This window comes from Leptolyngbya subtilissima AS-A7 (genome assembly GCF_039962255.1).
In the GTDB taxonomy this organism is placed as follows: Bacteria; Cyanobacteriota; Cyanobacteriia; order Phormidesmidales; family Phormidesmidaceae; genus Nodosilinea.
This window is the reverse complement of record NZ_JAMPKY010000003.1, coordinates 461,682-481,522: the sequence shown is the minus strand read 5'-3', so window position 1 is coordinate 481,522 and position 19,841 is coordinate 461,682. Positions and strand designations below refer to the sequence as shown.

Here is a 19,841-nt window from a genome sequence, read left to right as displayed (position 1 = left end):
CGGCTCATCACCGCTGAGAGGCTATCGTAGCAAACAATGGAGCTAGAGAACAGGGGCCGCGCTAGTTTCTATTGCAGAATTAGGCTCGCCTGCCATAGAGCAATTGTTTCGTGAGACCATAGCAGGGGTAATTGACGGTTGGGGCGCTGGCCCGCGATCGCCCCTTCGACCTCAATTTACCGACCTATTCCGCACCCGCCGTTACTCTGCCAAGACTGACCTACCACATGGCCCGCACCCACACTGTCACCGTCCACCACCGCCAGACCGGGCGCATATACACCGTAGAGGTGCCCGAAGACCGCTACATTCTTCAAACCGCCGAGAGCCAGGGAGTCGAGCTGCCGTTTGCCTGCCGCAACGGTGCCTGCACCACCTGTGCGGTGCGCCTGCTCGAAGGCGAAGTCGATCAACCCGAGGCCATGGGGCTCTCCCCCGATCTGCGTGAGCAGGGTTACGCGCTACTGTGCGTCAGCTATCCCCGCAGCAACATCCAGGCCGAAACCCAGGATGAAGACGAGGTTTATGAGCTACAGTTTGGCCGCTACTTTGGCAAAGGCAAAGTGCGCCGAGGGCTACCCCTAGACGAAGACTAATCAGCCTCACCCCGTTACTTTGAGTCGTCCCAACGCTAATTTAATGTCTCTTCCTGCCGAGTCTGATTTACAGCGCTGGTTAGACAGCGCCACCGAGGCTGCCCTAGCCGCCGGAGCGGTGCTTCAGCACCACTGGGGCAACCTCACCACCATTGATGAGAAAGGTCGGTCTGGCGATTTGGTCACCGAAGCCGATCGCGGCGCAGAGGTCGCCGTGATGGCCGTGCTAGAGCGACACCTCCCCACTGACCACGGCATTCTAGCTGAAGAGTCAGGGGTAATTAGAGACCGAGAGGCCGGTCTGCTGTGGGCCATAGACCCCCTCGATGGCACCACCAACTACACCCACCAGTATCCTTTCTGTGCGGTGTCCATCGGGCTGCTGGCCGATGGAGAGCCGGTGCTTGGGGTGATTTATGACCCGATCCACCGCGATCTCTTTCGCGCGGCCAAAGGTTTAGGGGCCACCCTCAACCGCAGCCCGATCCGGGTTTCAACCACAGATCAGCTGGCTCAGAGCCTGCTGGTAACCGGATTTGCCTACGATCGCCGCGAAACCCCCGACAATAACTACGCCGAATTTTGCCACTTCACCCACCTCACCCAGGGGGTGCGCCGAGGGGGGTCCGCCGCCATCGACCTCGCCTATGTCGCCTGTGGCCGCCTGGATGGCTATTGGGAGCGAGGGCTATCGCCCTGGGACATTGCCGCTGGAATTGCGATCGTGCGAGAAGCGGGAGGCCAAGTGACCGCCTATGATGGCTCGCCGCTGGACGTGGGGACAGGGCGCCTGTTGGCCACCAACGGCCAAATTCATTCAGCCATGAGCCAGACCCTTGGGAAGATTCAGCCGCTAGTACTCCCCTCCCTTCTCTAACCAGTGCGTACCCCAATCTTCGATCCCAGTTAGCCTCAAACCGCTAAAAAGACCAGGGGATGGTTAAACTGAGGTTGACTGGGTAGAGTGAAGAGAATTTAATTTGTGTCTTATTGCTCCCTGAGTCGTCCCTCGGGTAAGTGACCATGAAACCAGATCAAGGGCTGTTTCAACTTGACTTTGATGACCATCACGCTGTGCTGGGAGTGCCAGTAACGGCTGATGCCAAGGCTGTGCGCAAACGCTACCTGGCGATCGCCCGTATGCTGCATCCCGACAGTTTATCTGGGGCCGCCGCTACCGATGCCCAACGGGCCAGCGACATTCTCTCCAAGCTGGTCAACCCCGCTTACGAGGCCTTGACCCAGGAAAAGTCAAGTACTGAGCATGGCATCATGCTCAAGCTCAAAGCGCAGTCCCTACGCCAGATCGGCACAGCACCCACGGTTAGCTCTGCAGAGGCTCAGTCCCTGCTCAAAGCTCCCCATGCCGACGCGGCTTACCGCAAAGCCGTTGGTAGCTTAGCCGAAAGTCAATTCGACGACCTGGAGAATGTGACTGGGGTGATCGGTGAACTGAGTGAGCTCAACCTAATTTATCTGTACCGCAGCAGTGCCAACGATGGCCCATCGGTTGGCTCCCCGGCCAGCGCCGCTAAATCGCGCCCCAACGCTGCCCCTTCCGCCCCTACAACGACAGTGCCAACGGCCCGGCAAAACCAGGCGGCTATTCTAGAGAGCTACGTTAACCGAGCCCAGGAATACGATCAAAACCGCGACTATAGCCGAGCCATTTTAGAACTGCGGGAAGCCGTCAAAGCCTATCCCAACAATGTTCAGTGCCATAGTTACCTATCGGCGATTTATCTCAAGGCCGGTCAGAGCACCATGGCCCGCATCCACGCTAAACGCGCCCTCGAGATCGACCCCAATGACGAAAGGGCGCAGTCCGTTCAGGCTCGGGTAGATAAGACTAGCGGTGGGTCTACATCCGGGTCGACTCAGACCGCCAAATCAAAAGGAAGTAATACCAAAGCCTCTAACTCCAAATCTTCCAACCAGGGCGGTGGTTTCTTTGGCCTGTTTGGAGGCAAGAAAAAGTGATGACCTACCAACCCCCTACCGGCGCGCGCGACCTACTACCCCTTGACGTTGCTCAAAAATACTGGATTGAGAATCGCCTAGAACAGGTATTTCAGCGCTGGGGCTACCACCGCATCATCACCTCCACCGTAGAGCGGATGGATACCTTAATGGCGGGGGGAGCGATCGACCAGGAAGCGGTGATTGAGCTTCAACCCGTCGCGGGTAAGCGTTTGGGGCTACGGCCTGAGCTGACCGCCTCGATCGCCCGCACCGCAGTCACCCGCTTGGCTAGAGTTACCTATCCCCAGCGGCTCTACTACAACGCCAACGTGTTTCGCCAGGCGACTCAGGGTAGCCACGGAGGCCAGCAGGAGTTTTACCAGGCCGGAGTCGAGCTGCTCGGAGCCGGGGCAACAGTAGCCGATGCCGAGATCGTGCTGCTGCTGCTCGACTGTCTCCACAGCCTCTCCCTCGACTCCTGGTGCTTGATCTTGGGCGACGCCCAGCTCACCCAGGCGTTGCTCACCCCCTTTGCTCCTGACCAGCGCCAGGCGGTGCGACAAGCCCTTGCCGCCCTCGACCGGGTAGCTCTCGATGACATGGGTCTATCCCCAGACCTGCACCGGCACGCCCTGCATCTGCTTGACCTACGCGGTCACCCTGAGGACGTGCTCCAGGCTTTGGGGCAGCTTGCCCTAGAACCTGAAGCCCAAACAGCGGTGGAGCGTCTAAAGTCGCTGGTTGCCCTAGTGCGAGACGTCATCAACACGGAAGCCGGGAGTCAGCGCCCTACCCCAGCCCTGACGCTCGATCTCAGCTTGATTCAACCCTTTGACTACTACACTGGGCTGGTATTTGAGGTAGTCACTGGCCCTAAGCAGGGCTGCCAAGTGCTTGGGCAGGGGGGCCGCTATGACCACCTATTAGGTGTTTTTCAGGCGCAAGGTCAGGGGTTCCCGGGTATTGGCTTCGTACTAAACATTGAGGCTCTGCACCAAGCGCTGCTGCCCACGGGCCATCTGCCTCAGGATACGCCCCCTAGCGATTGGCTGGTGGTGCCCACCGTGCCCCAGGCAGCGGCAGCAGCCTTTACCTACGCCCAAACCCTACGAGCCTCAGCTAGTCTGGTGCGGGCTGAGGTGCACCTAGCCGACGGTGAGCTGCCCGCTGCCACCCGCGATCTAGCCCGTCAGCGCCGCATTAGCCGCATTGCCTGGATCGGCCCCGACGGCTTGCCAGATATTGAAGCTCTGAACTAACGTTGGGGATGGCCTTTGCCCTGGCCAAATTTCTTACGGGAAAATAGTTACAGGGTTAGGGTAGCCAAACTGTCTACCCAGGGGAACTTCAATTCCCCGACATTATTTTGTGCCTATGAGGAGAGATTGTGGCCCATACGATTGTGACTAACGTTTGTGAAGGCGTCGCCGACTGCGTCGACGCCTGCCCAGTAGCCTGCATCCACGAAGGTCCCGGCAAAAACACCAAGGGCACCGACTGGTACTGGATTGACTTTTCAACCTGCATTGACTGCGGCATTTGCCTCCAGGTGTGCCCCGTAGAAGGCGCTATTCTGCCCGAAGAACAGCCCGAACTGCAAAACACCCCGACCTAGTTTGGTCTAGCCTAGGGTGCTGGGTCTTCCCTCCCCAGGCAAAACTTCAAGGTCGTCCTGTACTATGGCCAAAATTAGTCTCCGTAGCCGTCTCTTCATCTCTCACCTAGCGGTGATGGGAATTGGCATTTTGGCCCTGGCTATCTTTGGCAGGCTTTACACCCCCCGTCTTTTTGTGATTTCCCTGGAGCGCTATGAGAATGGGGTGCTGAGCGTGCAGCGTCGCACCCAGCTAGTCAAGGGGTTTGAGGCCGCCTGGAGCCGGGGCATGCTGTGGGCGATCTTGGTGGGTGGGGGTACCGCCGGGGGCTTGAGCTACTTGGTGTCGCGGCGCATCATTCGCCCGCTTGATCAGATGACGGAGGTGACGCGATCGTTTGCCGCTGGCCGATTGAACGCCCGCGTGCCGCCCTCAGAAATTTTGGAAATTCAGCGGTTGGCCAGCAGTTTTAATCGCATGGCGGCAGATCTGGAGGGCGTGGAAGAGCACCGCCGCGAGCTGATTGGCGATCTCACCCATGAACTGCGCACTCCGCTAACAATCATCCACGGCTATCTGGAGGGGCTGGCAGATGGCACCGTTGCCCCAGAGCCCGAGCTTTACCAGCGGTTGGCAGGGGAGACAACGCGCCTCCAGCGCCTAGTCAATGACCTACAAGAGCTGTCTAAGCTGGAAGCGGGCTATCTACCCATCCAAGCCCAGACAGTGGCGCTGTGCCCAATGCTGACCGCGCTGGTGCGACCTTTTGCCGACCAGTTTGCTAGCACCGATCGCGTCGCAATTACCTTGCAGTGTCCGCCCGATCTGCCGCTGGTGGACGCCGACCCTAGCCGCATTGAGCAAATCGTGATCAATTTGCTGGGCAATGCCCTGCGCTACACCGAGAAGGGCGCGGTTACGGTCAAGGCATGGGCCCAGAACAGCCGGGTTTACGTCAGCGTGACTGACACCGGCATTGGGATTGCTGAGGAAGACTTGCCCTACGTATTTGAGCGATTTTGGCGGGCCGATCGCTCCCGTAACCGCAATTCTGGAGGCACGGGTCTAGGTTTGACCATCTGCCGCCGCTTGGTCGAGGTGCAGGGGGGCAAGATTGAGGTTAAAAGCACCTTGGGTCAGGGCAGTGAGTTTACGTTTTGGCTGCCCCAGGCGAAGGGAGTGAAAGGAAAAGGGGGAGAGGGGTAGATGAGTAGTTGGGAATGCCAACTGCTGAAACTGGGCTCGTGTAGCCTAAGGATTCTGGTGCAAAAGGTTCGATAGATTCTCTGGAGGAGTGAGGAGCTGTTGTCGCAGGTGGTGGGATTGGGTGCGATCGCACCGTACCTCCAGCAACCTCACACCGGTGGTGGGTAAACTGCTGACGCTGGCCATTAGCTGACTCCAGGTTTCAACTCGCTCGTAGTTCACGCCGTAGGCAGCGCAAAGACGATTGAAGTCAGCGGTTTGAGGCGTGGTAAAAAAGTCTTCAAACCAGCGTTCGCCAGGGATGGGTAGGGTGGCGACGGGCAGTTGATCAAAAATACCGCCCCCCCGGTTGTTGACCACCACCACGGTGAGATGGCCCCGCAGGCGCGGCACGCTGAGCCAACCGTTGATGTCGTGGAGCAGGGCCAGATCGCCTGTAAGTAGCACCGCAGGCGGGCCATCGTGGGCGATTCCTAGAGCTGTCGAGAGCGTGCCATCGATGCCGTTAGCCCCCCGGTTGCAGTAGGGGCGCAGGGCGCGATCGCCCGGCGGCCAAAACCACTCCACGTCGCGGATCGGCATACTGTTAGCGACAACTACCGGAGTCCCTTTCGGCAAACAGCGGGCCAGCAGCCAGGGTGATTTGCCCTCAAAGAGTTCATTCAGCTCTGCTAAAGCGCGATCGAGATACTGACGCAATTCCTTATCTAAAACTAACCACTGGTCGTGGTAGAGCCCCGTCTGAGGCGCTGCTGAGATGGGAGGCAACGCTCGCGACAGGGCGGTGACGCTGAGGGGCACCGCAGTGACCGGACCGTGGAGAGGGTCGAGGCTAGTCCCATCCGGGTCGAGCACCCAGCGGCGAGGCTGAGTATCCTGTAGCCACTGGCGCAGTCGTTTGCTGGTGGGCAGGGGACCGAGCTGAATCACCTGCTCAGGCATCAGATCTTTCGCCCAGGTGGGCTGTCTCAATGCCATGTCATAGGTGCTAACCAAGTGCGAATTCAATGAGGCTGCGTTACGCAGCGGCGATAACCCCTCAGCCAGCACTGGCCAGCCCAGGTAGTTGGCTAGAGCAGCAACGGCCTTGCAGTAACCTAGCGGATCGACGGGCTGTGCCGGCCCAGCGATAATTAGGCCGCGATCGCATCCTCGCCAAGTCTCCAGCCAAGGCAGATCTATCCCTGGTGTCGAGAAGTCTCCCAAAGCTGGCACCTCAACCGCCGCTAGAAAGTCATCGCTGATTTCATCCTTTAAGTGTGTCACCGAGCCATCGGCGATCGGGGCTAAGGGGTCGCGGAAGGGACAGTTGAGATGCACTGGCCCCGCTACTGGATAGAGCGATCGCCCCCAAGCCTGCCCCAAGATCTGTCGCAGATAGCGCAGCATGGCCACTTCCGCCACGGGCACCGCTAGCTCCGCATACCAGTTCGGGAACGTGCCAAACAGCCTTTGCTGATCGATGGTTTGGCCCGAAGCACAGTCGCGCAGCTCGGGGGGGCGATCGGCGGTTAGCACCAGCAGGGGAATGCGGCTTTCTCGCGCCTCAATCACGGCGGGGTAGTAGTTGGCCCCAGCGGTACCGGAGGTGCAGACCAACACCACCGGCTGCCCGGTTCGCCGAGCCAGACCTAGAGCAAAAAACGCCGCCGATCGCTCATCGAGCACCGGCACCGCCTCAATCTCAGGGTGGCTGACCAGGGCTATAGTCAGGGGCGTAGAGCGTGAACCAGGCGAAATTACAGCGGTTTTCAGCCCCAGTCGAGCTAGTGTGGCCGCCAGCACCGAGGCCCAAAGGGCGTTAGTATTGCGAAAATCAAAAGTCATGGATCAATAGAAGGGGCCTACACCAGCGACTCGCCCAGGGCGCGCAGCTTGAGCTTAATTTCTGCCCACTCGCGATCGGGGTTAGACCCTGCTACAATACCAGCCCCGGCGTACAGCCGCACCCAGGTATCCGCCACTAGCGCCGAGCGAATGCCCACAATAAACTCGCTGTCGCCATTGGCCCCCACCCATCCCAAGGGCGCCGCGTAGAGCCCCCGATCAAAATCTTCAAAGCGCAGAATCTGGTCGCAGGCTTCACGGGTTGGCACCCCAGCCACCGCAGGAGTTGGGTGCAGGGCCTCCACAATGTGCAGCGGGTGAATATGACGGGGCACGCGGGCACGCATCGGCGTATGCAAATGCTGAATGTTGGACAGTCGCCGCACCTTAGGCCGAGGCTGGTACTGGGGCCATAGCCCTACGCTCCGGAGCTGCCGGGCCAAAAACTCTACCACCAGCCGGTGCTCTCCTCGTTCTTTGGGATTGTGCAATAGCCCCTGGGCGAGATAGTCGTCCTGAAATGGCGAGCCCCCCCGAGGCGCCGACCCAGCCAAAGCATCGGTGATTAGTTGGCCTTGGGTAAGGCTGAGCAGCCGTTCCGGACTGGCTCCCATGAACGTCTTGCCGTTGCCCTGGCCCACGGAAAATACATGGCAGTCCGGGTAGCGCTGCCGCAGACGCCCCAGGGCCGCCAGAGGCTGTATCGGCTCAGTGCTGACCCAGTCTAGGGCATGGGCCAGCACAATTTTTTGTACCGGATGCCGGGTCATGTAGCTCAGGGCGCGGTCTACGGCCGTCCTGAACTGTTGGCCAGCCTCGGGCACAGGCTGTACCGGTAGCCGAGCCGGATGCAGCGGATCGCGCCAGGGAGCCGTGCCCAGGCGCTCTACTGCTCGCAGCTGGTTAGCCAGGTCGTCAATGATGGTCTCCACATCGGAGGTCGTCGTCACCAGGTGATTTAGCGTCAGTACGCCCTGCCCCCCCTGGCGCACCAGCTGCCACTGGGGTAACACCACCGTCGCGGCAGGAAAGGTCGCCTCGCCATCCTGAGAGTCGGCAAAAAAGGTGAATGCGCAAAAAAATCGGGTTCCATCAGCCCCGCTCAGAGCCGCAGCTGGCCCTGCTTCGCTGTAGCGGTGGGTTTTGCCACGCCACTGCTCAATGAATCGGCGGGCCTGGGCAAAGCGGCGCGCTCCCGCAGTTTCGTAGACCAGCGCGGCACCAAATCCCACCACCGATCGCTGAGCGGCGGGGGTTTCAAGGTACAGGTGGCGATCGCTGCTGGGAGCCAGCCGGGCCAACACCATCAGCGGGTCAACCGGGGGAATATCAAAACTCAGGCTCACCAGCTGGGGCTGATGACTCTGCCGCGCCTGACCCAACCGACGATCTAAAAACCGGTAGGCCGACTGCAACGTCTGGTCGCGATCGGAGCAGTGAGAAACAACGGGCATAAACCTTGGGATTTTAAAGCGGTTTACTGTATGAGCGGTCAACCTCGTCACGGTCGGCGGTGTTGGCTATAGAATGCCCAGCCGCCCCGGTTGTCTAGGCCCACTGAACCCAAACCACCGGCACCCTGACCCAATTTGCCCCACCTGCTGAACCTACGAGCTAGGTTTCATAGCAAGCTGAAACAGGCTCCAGTTAAGCCGCTCAGCCCCTTGGGCAGTATCCCTACTGGTAGCATATTCGGTTATGGCGTAACCACTTCGGGGCCAGTCGTTCACGCAGCTTAATAGTGAGTACCGGTTTTGCGGTGGTGAATGGCGGTTTTACCGTTGCCATCTAACACCCGGCCCGCCTGCACCGTGGCGTATACCAGCCAGTGATCGCCGCACTCCATACGCTGCTCGACGGTGCACTCTAGGTAGGCGATCGCCTCAGTCAAGATCGGCGCGCCATTCTCGGCCACATCAGTTTCAATTTCGGCAAAGCGGTCCTCGCCAGGGGCAAAGGGTTTGAGAAAGTGCTTCATCGGCCCCAGGTGCCGTCCCTCCGCCAAAATATTCAGCACAAACCCATAGCCGGGGTACAGCAGCGACTCGATCGCCCGATCCTTGGCCACCGCCACCGTAAACCCTGGCGGCGCAAAGGAAGCCTGGGACACCCAAGAGGCCAGCATGGCACTCGACACCTCCCCATGGCGGGCGGTGACAATGCACAGCGACCCCACAATCCGGCCGACAGCCTGCTCCACCGCTGAGGCCGGGGTGCGCGGCTGCTTCGCTCGCGTGGCCTTTTTGAGCCCCTGAGCGAAGTCGGTGCCCACCTCTTCGCAATATTTGAGGGTGACATCGGTGGGCTTAAACTTCACGCGAATGGGCTCAAAGGCCAGGCTATAGCCGCCGTCTTTGAGCTTGCTCTCCAACAGATCAATGGCTTCCCCGCTCCAGCCAAAGGAGCCAAACACCCCCGCCGGCTGGGTCTTAGAAGCGGTCGACAGCACAATCCCCAGGGCCGTCTGCATCGGAGTAGGGGTGTGGCCACCCAGGGTAGGCGACCCCATTAAAAACCCAGCCGAGCCTTCTACGGCCGATTTGATTTCGTCGGGGCTAGCCTGCTCAGCATTGATCGACTCCACCGACACTCCGGCCTTGGTGATGCCTCGGGCCAGCGCCTGGGCAATGGTGGCTGTATTGCCATAGGCCGAGGCATAGATCAGCGCCACCGAGAGGTCTTGGCTGGTTTGGGCTTGTCCCCAGTCACGGTAACTCTGTACCAGTTCTCGGGGGCTGTAGCGCACCACCGGCCCGTGCCCAGGAGCCAAGGTCTGAAAGGGTAGGGTGGTCACACGACCCAGGGCTGCGAGCACCTGGCGAGCACTGGCAGCAAACAGACAGTCAAAGTAGTAGCGCCGATCTTCGAGCAGGTCTTGCCAGCTGAGGTCAAAGACCGCATCGTCGCAGCGGTGAGCCCCAAAGAGCTTGTCAGAATACAGCACCTGAGAGTAAGGGTCAAAGGTAGCCAGCCCACCAGGGTAACGCGGGGTGGGAATCAGCTCAAACTGAAGATGATGGCCTTGGCCTAAATCGAGGCGATCATCGCCGCTGCGAATGACCCGAAGGTGAGGTGAGGCTTCAGGCAGCAGGTCCTTGAGAGCTAAGGCGGCAGGGTTTGAGCACACCACAGTAACGTCTGGCAACCGCTTCAGCAGAATCTTTAAAGTCTCGACCCGGTTGGGGTTGATGTGCCCTAAAACGATGTAATTCAGCTGAGATAGGTCAATGTGGCCCTCTAGGGCAGCTAGAAATATGTCGCTGAACGATTCACCAGGGGGGTCGATCAGGGCAACGCGATCGGCCTGAATCAGATAGGTATTTGCCGTAGTGCCGCGCTCTAACCCGTACTCAATCTCAAACCGAAGGCGGTTCCAACTGCGGCAGCGCAGGACCGTGGTGCCTGCGGCCATGGCGTAAAGCTGAACATCGCGAGGAGGAGAGGTCATGGGCAATAGGTAACGGCAGTTTTCAAGCGCCCTGTAGGTAATCTGCACTCGGTGAAAGGCCGTACAGAACCACCAAAGCATTAGTCAGACTGCTGCAATTCTAAAGGATAGAGGGAACAGCAGCCCGAGCTGCTCCTGCCTCAAGTAGCTGTCTCCTGCGATCGCGGTGAAGTCAAAGTCAGCTTCACAGAGGTATTCAGCTTTTATGAACTGTGTCGATGCTGTCCGTGCTTTCTCGCACCCTGCCCTAGACTGAGTGAGTCTCCTAAGACAGTAAGCGAAGATCTGCGCACTGGGTTGAGGTGGGTCACCCCTTTCCACCACCTAACCAGCAAGCATCCCGACAAAATACCGTGATTATACCAATATGACTAGTTATTTTTGTAACACTAAGCTAGTTTGTAGCAGCGGTCGCATTTGCCCAACGAACCATCGAGGGTTGAGCAAGCAATAGGGGTTGTTGGCGTAGGGCAAACAGTTACCTAAGCGCTTTAGTTAATCGGTATCTCTCTGGTTCTTGAAGTTGGATAATCCTATGGAGTCACAGTCTACTGGACAAGTTGTCACATCAGCTATTGATGCAGCTGTTGTCAACGAAGTCGTTATCAATCCAGTTGTGGAGCAGGGCTTAGAGCCCAGCAATTTGTCATCGATTGACCCAGCAGGTGCTTCTCTGGCGGCAGTTCAGGCTGGTGAGCCGGTACCAGCAGAAAACGTCAAGCAGCTGTATCGGCAGTTTCGCAAGGCAGCCCTAGAATCCACCGCCCGAGAGCTGCGCAAACAGCAGTACGAGCGCATTCAAACCCAGGTCGAGATTCTTAGCATTCCGATCGACAACATTTCGGTCAATGACTTTTTGAGCCAGCTTAAGAAGGGCGTGGTATTTACCCCCAACGTCGATCACCTGATGAAGCTCCAAAAGGATATGGACTTTGTCAAGGCCTACAGCAAGGCCGACTATCGCGTCTGCGATAGCCAGGTGCTGATGTTTGCTTCTAAGTTTTTGGGCACGCCTCTCAAAGCTAAGATTTCGGGGTCAGACCTGTTTCCCATGTTTTGTGAGCACCACCGTAACAACGAAGCCATCAAAATCTTTTTGATGGGCGGAGCGGACGGCATTGCGGCTCAGGCGATGGAGCGCATCAATGCTCGCATTGGGCGGCAGATTATTGTGCAGGCCCACTCGCCGTCCTTTGGCTTTGAAAAGAACGAGACCGAGTGCGATCGCATCCTGGAGATGATTCGTCAGTCGCCCGCCAACGTGCTGGTCGTAGGCGTTGGCGCACCCAAACAAGAAAAGTGGATCGCCAAGTACCGCGAGCAGCTGCCCAATATTGATATTTTCCTAGCTGTAGGGGCCGCCATCGACTTTGAGGCGGGCAATAAGCCCCGCTCGCCGGAACTGTTGAGCAAGCTGGGCTTAGAGTGGCTCTACCGCCTGAGCACCGAGCCCGGGCGACTGTGGAAACGCTACCTGGTCGACGATTTTCCCTTCCTGTGGTTGGTGATCAAAGAGCGCTTTGCCCGGCTCTGGCGCAAGCCCACCGTGGATGGAACCGCGTCTCGTAAGGTTGGATAGTCTTACCGGGATATGCTCGATCCGTTGGTTTAGCCAGGTAGCTGTTAGGTTGCCTGGCTAAGTTTTTAGGGTCTGAGCGGTGGCGTCAGACAAAATATGGCACCTTAGGAGGGTTCCCCTAGTCTTTGCCCTATGGTTCCTGTGTCGGTGGGTGGTATTGCTCAATCTGCGCTCTTGACAGACCAGTTGTTGGCCTACTACCGCCAGTTGTCCAAGGGGCTGCTGACGGTGGTAGATGTAGAAACAACTGGGTCTCGTCCAGACGAGGCCAGGGTGATTGAAATTGCGCTGGTGCAGGGTTCGCTAGACCAGGGGATTATTCACGAGGCATCCTTTGTGGTCAATGCCAAGGTGCGCGTACCCCATACCATTACCCGGCTAACGGGCATCACCACCGCCATGGTCGAGCAGGGTACCGCTGCCGATGTGGTATGGCAAGCGCTGCGATCGCCCCTAGACCAAGGGGTGCTCACCGGCCACAACCTGGCCTTTGACTACAGCTTTATTCAGGCGGAGTACCAGCGGCTGGGCCAGGGTTTTAAGCGCCCTGAGGCCCAGCAGTTTTGCACCGTAATTTTGTCGCGGCTGCTGCTGGCCGATCTGCCCTCCCGCAGTTTGCCGCAGCTGGTGCGACACTTCGGCTTTGATGTGGGGCGATCGCATCGCGCCCTAGCCGATACCAAGGCTTGCTGGCTACTGGCCAATTTGCTGTTAGAACGTTTGGCCAACACCTCTGACGATGCCCTGCGGCAGCAGTTTGTCGAGCAGTGGGTGCCCCTGCGGGATGCTGTCAAGGTGTTTGACTGCCCTCGGGTCGACCTGCAGCGGCAGCTCGACGCCCGCGGCTGTGAACGCCGCACCTCAAGGCGAGGCAATCGTCATATGTATCGCCGGGGCGACCTGGAAACCCTTTACCGCGAGCTCTACCCAGAGCAGCTGTCACTCAATCTAGGTGAGGCGGGAGGTTAAAGAGCGTCGCCTGCGTTTAACCTCCACCACACACTAGACCTGGTTTTTTAAATTCTCCCCACAGCCGACAAAAAATTCGTCATGGTTACAGGGGTGGGGGGTTGAGAGAAATGACTATTGCAGGCCTGGGGTGAGGCCAGGGGGATTTTATGGCGCGATCGCACAAACGACAGCGGACGTGGGCCTGGGGTGGAGTAGTCTTGGCGCTACCGACCCTGGTAGCCTGTGGGCCGCCTCTAGCTGCCTTTGAAGGCATGCAGCAGCAGACCACCACAATGCTAGAGTTCATAAACCCTCAACCCATTGCCCTAGCGAGCGCGATGACTAGCCCCCTGCTGTTCGATACCGTCTCAGACTTTGCCGAAGGGGTCGCCTTGGTGCGCCTCAACACCAGCCTGGGCTATATCGATCGCGAGGGCAACTTGAGCATCAGGGTTGACGATGAAAACATTACTGTGGCGGCTGACTACGCCGAGGGGGTAGCAGTTGCCCAAGCCGGAGCCTACTTTGGCTACCTCGATCGCCAGGGCCAGTGGGCCATACCGGTGCAGTTTCGCAAGGCTAAGTCATTTTCTCAGGGGCTGGCGGCGGTGCAGGGGGGCACCAAGTATGGCTACATCAATCTCCAGGGTGAGTGGGTGATTGAGCCCCAGTTTGACCTGGCGGAACGGTTTGTGGGCGATCGCGCTCTGGTCAAACTCGGGGAGACCTACGGCTATGTTGACCCCGAAGGCCGCACCGCCATTCCCCTAGAGCTGAAGGATGCTTGGAGCTTTTCTGAATCACTGGCGGTGGCGCGAATCGATCGGCTCTACGGCTACATTGACCCCAGCGGCACAATGGCGATCGCTCCCACCTACGACGGGGCCTTCAGCTTTTCTGACGGCCTGGCCCGGGTGCGCCAGGGTCGCAACTTTGGCTTCATTGATGCCACTGGGGCCATGGTGGTCGAGGCCACCTTACCCTTTGCCTCAGACTTTTCCGAAGGTCTGGCAGCCGTGCTGATCGAGAGTAAGTGGGGCTACATCGACCGCACGGGCAAGGTCGCCATTGCCCCCGGCTTCGCCTATGCCGCCGACTTTTCCGAAGGATTGGCTGCCGTCCAGAAAGATGGGCTCTACGGCTATATCGACTCCGAAGGAGCCTGGGTTGTGGAGCCTCAATACACAAATGCCGGGCGATTTTCGGAAGGGCGAGCACGGGTGCAGATCGATAACCGCTGGGGTTTTATCGACACCAAGGGCAAGGTGCTCTCCGGGGCCGGTTTCAAAGGTCTGGAGTAACCCTACTGGGCTAACTCGGCCAAAAATTGCTGAATCAGCCCAACAGTGACCCCAGGCTGCTCTAGCTGAGGGGTCAGCCCTACCCCCGGCAGCACCTCAAAGCGACGAATGGCAAAGGAGTTAAGGGCTGTGAACCGGCGGCCGAGCGACACATCAGTCAGCTGCGCTACTTCCCCCCAGAGCAGGGCGGTAGGGGTAGTGAGCTGGGGCAGGTAGGAGGCTAGATCAAAGCTCAGGTCGCCTCGCACAAAGGCTAGGGCGGCGACATCGGCATTGGGCTGCTGGGCCGACATCAGGTAGGCCGCTACAATATCGTCAGAAATTTTGCTGGCGTCGGCAAACTGTCGGTGGGCTAAAAACAGCTTGATGCCGTCGGCGGTGGCGATCGCCCCCCGATAGAGCACTTGGTCAATCACCGGCAGCTTCACGATCTGATTGATCGGAGAGCGGCCGGAGTCTTGGCCAAAATCGGCCAACCCCGCTGGGGCCACCAAAAATAGACCTCGCAGGCGATCGGGGTGGTCGATGGCAACCCGCACCAGCATGGCCCCGCTGAGGGATGAGGACACGACAATGGGTGGAGCCGGGCAGAGCTTGTCGATCAGTTCGCTCAGCAGGCTTAGGTAGTCGGCGGTGGCCAAGGGGCGATTGGGATGGTCAGAGTTACCCCAGCCAATCAAATCGGGGGCCAGCACCGGGTGTTCTGCAGCAAAGGCCGGATATACCTTGGACCACTCGTAGCTCGATGACCCACCGCCAAAACCATGGACAAACAGCAGGGGTACGGACGAGGCTGGGGGGGCAGGCCAGAAGTCGGGGTCAGCTTCGATGTAGGCCACTGTGCCCAAACTCAGGGCCACCGATCGCTGGATAAAACCGGGAGGGATAAACATAGAACCACGCCGTTACTGCCTTCTGATTACCACGAAGCCTTGCCCCTTGCCCACTGGCCGAGACGCAATGATCATCAGCGGGACCATTCCTAAGGCATTAGCGTTGCAGGGCGTTGGCGCAGCCTCCTGTAGGAATCGCGGCAACCATTGCCCCAGCCAACCGTCTTAACCCATAGCAATTTCTAACGAGCTTTTGGGAGCCAACGGCCATGGGACAACGCGTTCAGCAGCTTTCTCTGGTGAGCTTTGGGGGGTTGGTGCTGCTCTCAGCGGGGCTGGCCGGGTTGATTCACCAGGTGTCGCCTCGGCGAGACCCCAGTTTTGAGGCCAATAGCGGTAACGCCGGTACGCTGGTGCCCTGGTTGCAGTGGGTGCCTGAGACCCTGTGGTTGTGGACTAGCTTAGCCCTGGCGGCGCTGCTAGCGATGAGTTTGACCTGGGTACTGAGGCAGTGGAGCCAAGCACCGGAACGAACCGGTCACTGGGCGAGGTGGATTGCGATCGCCGCCGTGCTATTTCTGGCCCTGGGGTTTACCGGCTACACAATGGCCTACAGTTCCTCCGGCTACGGCCCCATCGGTGCCATTAAGCTAGCCGCCGTGCTTGGTCTGCCAGCGCTGCTGACGGTTCACTTCACCGGCATGATTTGGTTTTGGCAGCGGATAAAAACAGCGCTGGCCCAGGACTCTGGGCCAGCGCCAGCAGTGCAGCGGTGGGGGCAACTCTACACCAGCGTTTACTGGGCAGGATTTGCCGCCAGCGTATTTACCGCCTTGCAAGTTTTATTTTTGGGCTATCTCTTTGCCCAGCACATGGTGGACTAGACCGGCCTAGCGCTTCTAGCGAAACGCATCGGGGTTGAGGGACCGGCCGGTGGGGCTGCCGCCGCTCAGACGAGCACCAGTACCGCCATCGGTGGGGTCGAGAAAGGGCTTGAGGTTAATACCGCTGCTGCGCGAGCTGCTAGTGGAACTGGGCAGACCCAAGATATTGCCAATTTGCCCCAGCACGTCGCTATTGCCGCCCGCAAAGGTGGTCACTGCGTCGGTTTGGTCGCCTCGATCGGCGATCGCCAGGTTGTCAAACACGAGATCGCGGGTTGCCATGGCATCTTGCCCCGGCGGTACGGTGAATACGATGCGGCAGGCGGGTGTTGACTCGGTGGTCACGCAGACGGTGTTGTAACCGTTTTCTACCGAGGTTTCAAGAGCCATCAGACCGTCAGGACGGTACTCTTCTAGCCGAGCACTGATGGTGGCACAGCGTCGTTCAGCGGGCCAGGCACTGCCCATGTCTTGGGGTACCGCCCAGGGGTAAGACTGCCCCGGCTGACTAGTAGGGGAATACATCACCGTGTATTTCCCGTCTTGCATTTGACAGGTGAAGCGCGGCGCAGTATCGGCTTCAGCAGGCTCTGTCGAAGTAGTTTCGGGAGTCCCTTCAGGGGTGCTTTCTGGAGTTTGGGCTTGACCCACGGCCCCAAACGGCCCGGTCAGTAGGGCGGTAGTTAGCCCACCCATGAGTACTTTAGCGAACGTGCCAGACGTAGAACGAACCATGGTGTGCTGCCTCCAGAAGTCGATTTGGCGTGTGAGTACATCTTTGCTCAGGGTGCCCCAGAGGCTGAAATACAGATCAGTCCGCAAGGTTGCTTAATCCCAAAAGCAATTCCCTGTAGTGCGCGACGCGATCGCTCCCCTACAAGTTCCCCCCACTCCCTTTGCCCCATCTGAGCGTTACCTTCTTAAACTTTTCTCTACCCCTTGCAATTCTCAAGATTGTGCGTATCCTTAGTTAGGCTTTGGGCTCACGCTGTATTTAGGCTAGGCAGACCTAGGTTTGACGCTGCATCTAGCGTTTGCCGAAAAAATTCATTGATATCTGCGTTCACTCCACACTCACACCGCCCCAGAGGGAGACATAACCCATGGCACACCCAATCCACCATTCTGCTGCATCGCGTACTGGCTACCGTCTAGGTGGCTGGGCGGGCGCTGGTTTAATGGTGTCTACCTTGCTGATCATTAGCCCCGCCGCTCAAGCCGAAACCCTTGCCGCCTGGCAGTTTGACCCAGCGACCCAGCAGCTAACCTTTACCCTGCCCAGCGGCATCACTCCACAGTACGCCGTCGCAGCCGATGCCTCCCAAATTGTAGTGACCTTGCCCCAAACCCAGTTGGGAACGGTAGCAACTCAGCAAACCTACAGCGGTGCCGTCAGTCAGGTGAGCCTCAGTCAGGTGAACGATGCCACTGTGGTGGTGCTCGACCTGGTTGCCAATGCCGAGCTGGCCGCAGAGGGAGTCAGCCTGATCTCCATCGCCGCAGGTGATCAAACCCGCTGGGTGCTCACTGCCTTAGCCGCTGCTCCTAGCACTGCCCCTACGGTGTCTGCGCCCAGCCCCCCCCCCGCATCGGGCAATAGCTCCATGATTGTGGAACTGCCGGTGATTCCAGGAAACAACCCACAGCTAGGCTTTCCGGAGGCGGGCACTGGACGGTTGAGCACCTCGGCCGCCAACCTGATGCTGCCCAGCGATATTGCTAGCCTGACGAACCTGCCTGAAACCCTGCCCGTAGACCCCTTCAACCTCGGGCAGCCCGGAGAACAAATCTCAGTACCCAGCCTGGCAGAACTCGATGCCGTGATCGGCCCTGTGGCCACCGCGCCTCAGCAACCAAGCTTAGCCTCGACCGAACCGCCGATCGCTGGGGCAGCACAGCCTGGCGCGATCGCCCCACTACCTGCCGTACAGCCTCCCGCCAGCACCGGCTCGGTGCTGACCTTTGAGCCACCGTCGCTGGCCGAGGGTGCTGTCCCCAGGGCTGCCCAGCCACCGGTTGCCGCAGCGCCTACCTCTAGTCCCGAAGCAGTAGCAACCCAGCCACCCAACTCCACTGCATCTCCTGCTGCGCCCGCGATCGATAGCGAGACCAGCGGTGTGCCGATTGCGGTTACCCCGCCTGAGCTGCCGACCCCTGGGCAACCAGCGGTAGAGGCTGAGGCGATCGCGGCGGCTCCAACCACTGCCCCTCCGGTCGAAGCCAGCAACCCGACTCCGGTCATTGCTGCCGACCCACCAGCTCTGCCAGAACTGCCCGCTGAAACGGCAATGGTCGCAAACCAGCCCGCTGGGGCGATCGCCGTTCAGCCCGACGCAATCAGCCAAGAGCCCCCTGCGGTGGCCACGATTCCTGTTGAGTTGGCTGGCACCGACCCAAATCTTCTGACCGTACCCACTGCTCCGACTACCACAAGCGAGGGCAATGTAGTCCCCCCGTCTAGCCCAGTGATGTTGGCCGCAGCCGGAGAAGCAATTTTATTTGGCAGCCCACTGCCCGGCAACGGCGATCAGGCAGCTCTACCCAGCGCTATTAACCCGGCTTCTAGCGATCGCCCCCTTTCCCCCGATACGCTGGTGGCAGCGGGCACGGTGCTAGAGCTGCGCTACGTCGGCGATGAGCCCCTCGATCTAAACGCCAGCTCTAGCCAAAACCAGGTGCTGCTGCTGGCCCACGACATTCGTGACCCCATCACCAACGGCATTGTCGCCCCGGCGGGCAGTCAGCTGATTGGCCAGTTTGAACCCACCCCTGAAGGCCAGCGCTGGGTGAGCAAAATGTTGATTGCCCCCAACGGGCAGCAGGTCGATTTTGCCAGCACTACCGAATATATGGTGGGTAACACCGAGGTCAGCAGTCCTCGCCTGGCAGCTGGAACAGGGTTAGGTGCCCTAGCCCTATTGTTGTTGACTGGCTTTAGCGGCATCGGGCTGCTCGGTGGCGCTCTCGTCGGGGCTACGACCGTGGTGGGCACCTCTCCCCAGTACGTTGTCATTGAGCCAAACCAGGTCATTCAGGTGCAGGTGATTCAAGATATTCCCCGCGCCATCCCCATTGCTGCCGCTCCAGAAACCAGCCGCGAGTGGGGTAGCGGCGGCTGGTAGACCAGCCCTAACCAAGCAGAACATGTCAGCAGCAGAAAGGCTTCAGGTAAAACTATATTCCTACCTGAAGCCTTTCTGCTGCACCCTCAACCCCAATCAATTAAGGCTGAGCTGGGAACAGATCGAACGGAAACGGGCCATAGGTGCCCGACAATTCAGTTACCTCAGGGTCAGAGGTGTGAAAGGTGATCAGCACCCCGCGCGACAGGCCGCTGTAGTCATCTAAATACCACGCGCCTTTGAGGGTGTTGAACTTGAGGTAAACCGCTCCCTCACGGGCGGGCAAGTCCAGGCTGACAGTAACCCCGAGAGCTTTCAAAAACAACTCTAGGGCCTGCTGCCCCTCAGCCAGGCTATCGGCGCAAATGCCCAGGGTTTGGTAATCAGACCAGTCGTTAAAGTCGCTCAGGTCAGCCCGCACCTGAGCGGCTTCGGCATCGCTGAGGGTAGGTGGCGTGGTGAGGCAGCTAAACTGGCCCAGCCGTTGGCGGATGGCTGCGATCGCAGCGGCAGCAGGAAAAGGTGAGGTGGTCATAG

General features: G+C 59.1%; 17 protein-coding genes. 11 read left to right on the top strand and 6 right to left on the bottom strand.

Going from position 1 to position 19,841, the window contains the following annotated elements:
• The first annotated feature begins 131 nt into the window (after positions 1–131).
• From NC979_RS09465 to NC979_RS09440, 6 genes are all read left to right on the top strand, one after another.
• Positions 132–596, top strand: coding sequence for a 2Fe-2S iron-sulfur cluster-binding protein (locus tag NC979_RS09465; protein WP_431191047.1), 465 nt, complete (start codon positions 132–134; stop codon positions 594–596).
• 43 nt (positions 597–639) lie between these two features.
• Complete coding sequence (locus NC979_RS09460; RefSeq protein ID WP_190514869.1) at positions 640–1,473, top strand: inositol monophosphatase family protein; 834 nt, start codon at positions 640–642, stop codon at positions 1,471–1,473.
• 146 nt (positions 1,474–1,619) lie between these two features.
• Positions 1,620–2,576, top strand: coding sequence for a J domain-containing protein (locus tag NC979_RS09455; protein ID WP_190514868.1), 957 nt, complete (start codon positions 1,620–1,622; stop codon positions 2,574–2,576).
• Positions 2,576–3,817, top strand: coding sequence for an ATP phosphoribosyltransferase regulatory subunit (locus NC979_RS09450; RefSeq protein ID WP_190514867.1), 1,242 nt, complete (start codon positions 2,576–2,578; stop codon positions 3,815–3,817). The genes NC979_RS09455 and NC979_RS09450 overlap by 1 nt, the downstream gene beginning before the upstream one ends.
• 128 nt (positions 3,818–3,945) lie before the next feature.
• The gene (locus NC979_RS09445; RefSeq protein WP_190514866.1) at positions 3,946–4,173 is read left to right on the top strand and encodes a 4Fe-4S dicluster domain-containing protein; all 228 of its coding nucleotides are present in this window, start codon (positions 3,946–3,948) and stop codon (positions 4,171–4,173) included.
• 64 nt (positions 4,174–4,237) lie between these two features.
• Positions 4,238–5,359, top strand: a complete 1,122-nt coding sequence (locus tag NC979_RS09440; protein ID WP_190514865.1) for a sensor histidine kinase — start codon at positions 4,238–4,240, stop codon at positions 5,357–5,359.
• A gap of 45 nt (positions 5,360–5,404) precedes the next feature.
• Here the strand turns inward: NC979_RS09440 and menD are convergent, their stop codons facing one another.
• The 3 genes from menD to NC979_RS09425 form a co-directional block, all read right to left on the bottom strand.
• Positions 5,405–7,186, bottom strand: coding sequence for a 2-succinyl-5-enolpyruvyl-6-hydroxy-3-cyclohexene-1-carboxylic-acid synthase (gene menD / locus NC979_RS09435; RefSeq protein WP_190514864.1), 1,782 nt, complete (start codon positions 7,184–7,186; stop codon positions 5,405–5,407).
• 17 nt (positions 7,187–7,203) lie between these two features.
• Positions 7,204–8,640 (bottom strand): isochorismate synthase, encoded by a 1,437-nt coding sequence (locus NC979_RS09430; RefSeq protein ID WP_190514863.1) that lies wholly within the window; start codon positions 8,638–8,640, stop codon positions 7,204–7,206.
• A gap of 281 nt (positions 8,641–8,921) precedes the next feature.
• Entirely contained in the window at positions 8,922–10,634 is a 1,713-nt protein-coding gene (locus tag NC979_RS09425; RefSeq protein ID WP_190514862.1) for a diflavin flavoprotein, read from the bottom strand.
• A 535-nt stretch (positions 10,635–11,169) separates the two neighbouring features.
• Here NC979_RS09425 and NC979_RS09420 point away from each other — a divergent pair.
• The 3 genes from NC979_RS09420 (at position 11,170) to NC979_RS09410 (ending at position 14,465) form a co-directional block, all read left to right on the top strand.
• Positions 11,170–12,213 carry a WecB/TagA/CpsF family glycosyltransferase gene (locus NC979_RS09420; protein ID WP_199308632.1) on the top strand — a complete coding sequence of 348 codons (1,044 nt, stop codon included), beginning with the start codon at positions 11,170–11,172 and terminating at the stop codon, positions 12,211–12,213.
• A 132-nt stretch (positions 12,214–12,345) separates the two neighbouring features.
• Entirely contained in the window at positions 12,346–13,182 is an 837-nt protein-coding gene (locus NC979_RS09415) for a 3'-5' exonuclease (protein ID WP_190514861.1), read from the top strand.
• A gap of 149 nt (positions 13,183–13,331) precedes the next feature.
• The gene (locus NC979_RS09410; protein WP_242023798.1) at positions 13,332–14,465 is read left to right on the top strand and encodes a WG repeat-containing protein; all 1,134 of its coding nucleotides are present in this window, start codon (positions 13,332–13,334) and stop codon (positions 14,463–14,465) included.
• A gap of 2 nt (positions 14,466–14,467) precedes the next feature.
• On the opposite strand, the gene NC979_RS09405 is transcribed toward NC979_RS09410, so the two are convergent.
• Positions 14,468–15,358: an alpha/beta fold hydrolase gene (locus NC979_RS09405; protein WP_190514860.1), complete on the bottom strand. Its 891-nt coding sequence runs from the start codon at positions 15,356–15,358 to the stop codon at positions 14,468–14,470.
• A 209-nt stretch (positions 15,359–15,567) separates the two neighbouring features.
• Here NC979_RS09405 and NC979_RS09400 point away from each other — a divergent pair, with 209 nt between their 5' ends.
• Complete coding sequence (locus NC979_RS09400; protein WP_190514859.1) at positions 15,568–16,182, top strand: hypothetical protein; 615 nt, start codon at positions 15,568–15,570, stop codon at positions 16,180–16,182.
• A 15-nt stretch (positions 16,183–16,197) separates the two neighbouring features.
• On the opposite strand, the gene NC979_RS09395 is transcribed toward NC979_RS09400, so the two are convergent.
• Positions 16,198–16,917 (bottom strand): COP23 domain-containing protein, encoded by a 720-nt coding sequence (locus tag NC979_RS09395; protein ID WP_242021473.1) that lies wholly within the window; start codon positions 16,915–16,917, stop codon positions 16,198–16,200.
• Positions 16,918–17,285: 368 nt separating this feature from the next.
• Here NC979_RS09395 and NC979_RS09390 point away from each other — a divergent pair, with 368 nt between their 5' ends.
• The gene (locus NC979_RS09390; RefSeq protein ID WP_190514858.1) at positions 17,286–19,304 is read left to right on the top strand and encodes an AMIN domain-containing protein; all 2,019 of its coding nucleotides are present in this window, start codon (positions 17,286–17,288) and stop codon (positions 19,302–19,304) included.
• Positions 19,305–19,404: 100 nt separating this feature from the next.
• Here NC979_RS09390 and NC979_RS09385 read toward each other — a convergent pair whose 3' ends face one another.
• On the bottom strand, positions 19,405–19,839 hold the full coding sequence (locus NC979_RS09385; RefSeq protein ID WP_190514857.1) for a DUF1824 family protein: 435 nt from the start codon (positions 19,837–19,839) through the stop codon (positions 19,405–19,407).
• Positions 19,840–19,841 lie beyond the last annotated feature (2 nt).

Coding starts and splice junctions, on each gene's coding strand:
- NC979_RS09405 (WP_190514860.1), bottom strand. CDS start 15,358: ATGTTTATCCCTCCCGGTTTTATCCAGCGATCGGTGGCCCTGAGTTTG.
- NC979_RS09425 (WP_190514862.1), bottom strand. CDS start 10,634: ATGACCTCTCCTCCTCGCGATGTTCAGCTTTACGCCATGGCCGCAGGC.
- NC979_RS09415 (WP_190514861.1), top strand. CDS start 12,346: ATGGTTCCTGTGTCGGTGGGTGGTATTGCTCAATCTGCGCTCTTGACA.
- NC979_RS09430 (WP_190514863.1), bottom strand. CDS start 8,640: ATGCCCGTTGTTTCTCACTGCTCCGATCGCGACCAGACGTTGCAGTCG.
- NC979_RS09450 (WP_190514867.1), top strand. CDS start 2,576: ATGACCTACCAACCCCCTACCGGCGCGCGCGACCTACTACCCCTTGAC.
- NC979_RS09460 (WP_190514869.1), top strand. CDS start 640: ATGTCTCTTCCTGCCGAGTCTGATTTACAGCGCTGGTTAGACAGCGCC.
- menD (WP_190514864.1), bottom strand. CDS start 7,186: ATGACTTTTGATTTTCGCAATACTAACGCCCTTTGGGCCTCGGTGCTG.
- NC979_RS09440 (WP_190514865.1), top strand. CDS start 4,238: ATGGCCAAAATTAGTCTCCGTAGCCGTCTCTTCATCTCTCACCTAGCG.
- NC979_RS09410 (WP_242023798.1), top strand. CDS start 13,332: ATGGCGCGATCGCACAAACGACAGCGGACGTGGGCCTGGGGTGGAGTA.
- NC979_RS09420 (WP_199308632.1), top strand. CDS start 11,170: ATGGAGTCACAGTCTACTGGACAAGTTGTCACATCAGCTATTGATGCA.
- NC979_RS09455 (WP_190514868.1), top strand. CDS start 1,620: ATGAAACCAGATCAAGGGCTGTTTCAACTTGACTTTGATGACCATCAC.
- NC979_RS09385 (WP_190514857.1), bottom strand. CDS start 19,839: ATGACCACCTCACCTTTTCCTGCTGCCGCTGCGATCGCAGCCATCCGC.
- NC979_RS09395 (WP_242021473.1), bottom strand. CDS start 16,917: ATGGTTCGTTCTACGTCTGGCACGTTCGCTAAAGTACTCATGGGTGGG.
- NC979_RS09390 (WP_190514858.1), top strand. CDS start 17,286: ATGGCACACCCAATCCACCATTCTGCTGCATCGCGTACTGGCTACCGT.
- NC979_RS09400 (WP_190514859.1), top strand. CDS start 15,568: ATGGGACAACGCGTTCAGCAGCTTTCTCTGGTGAGCTTTGGGGGGTTG.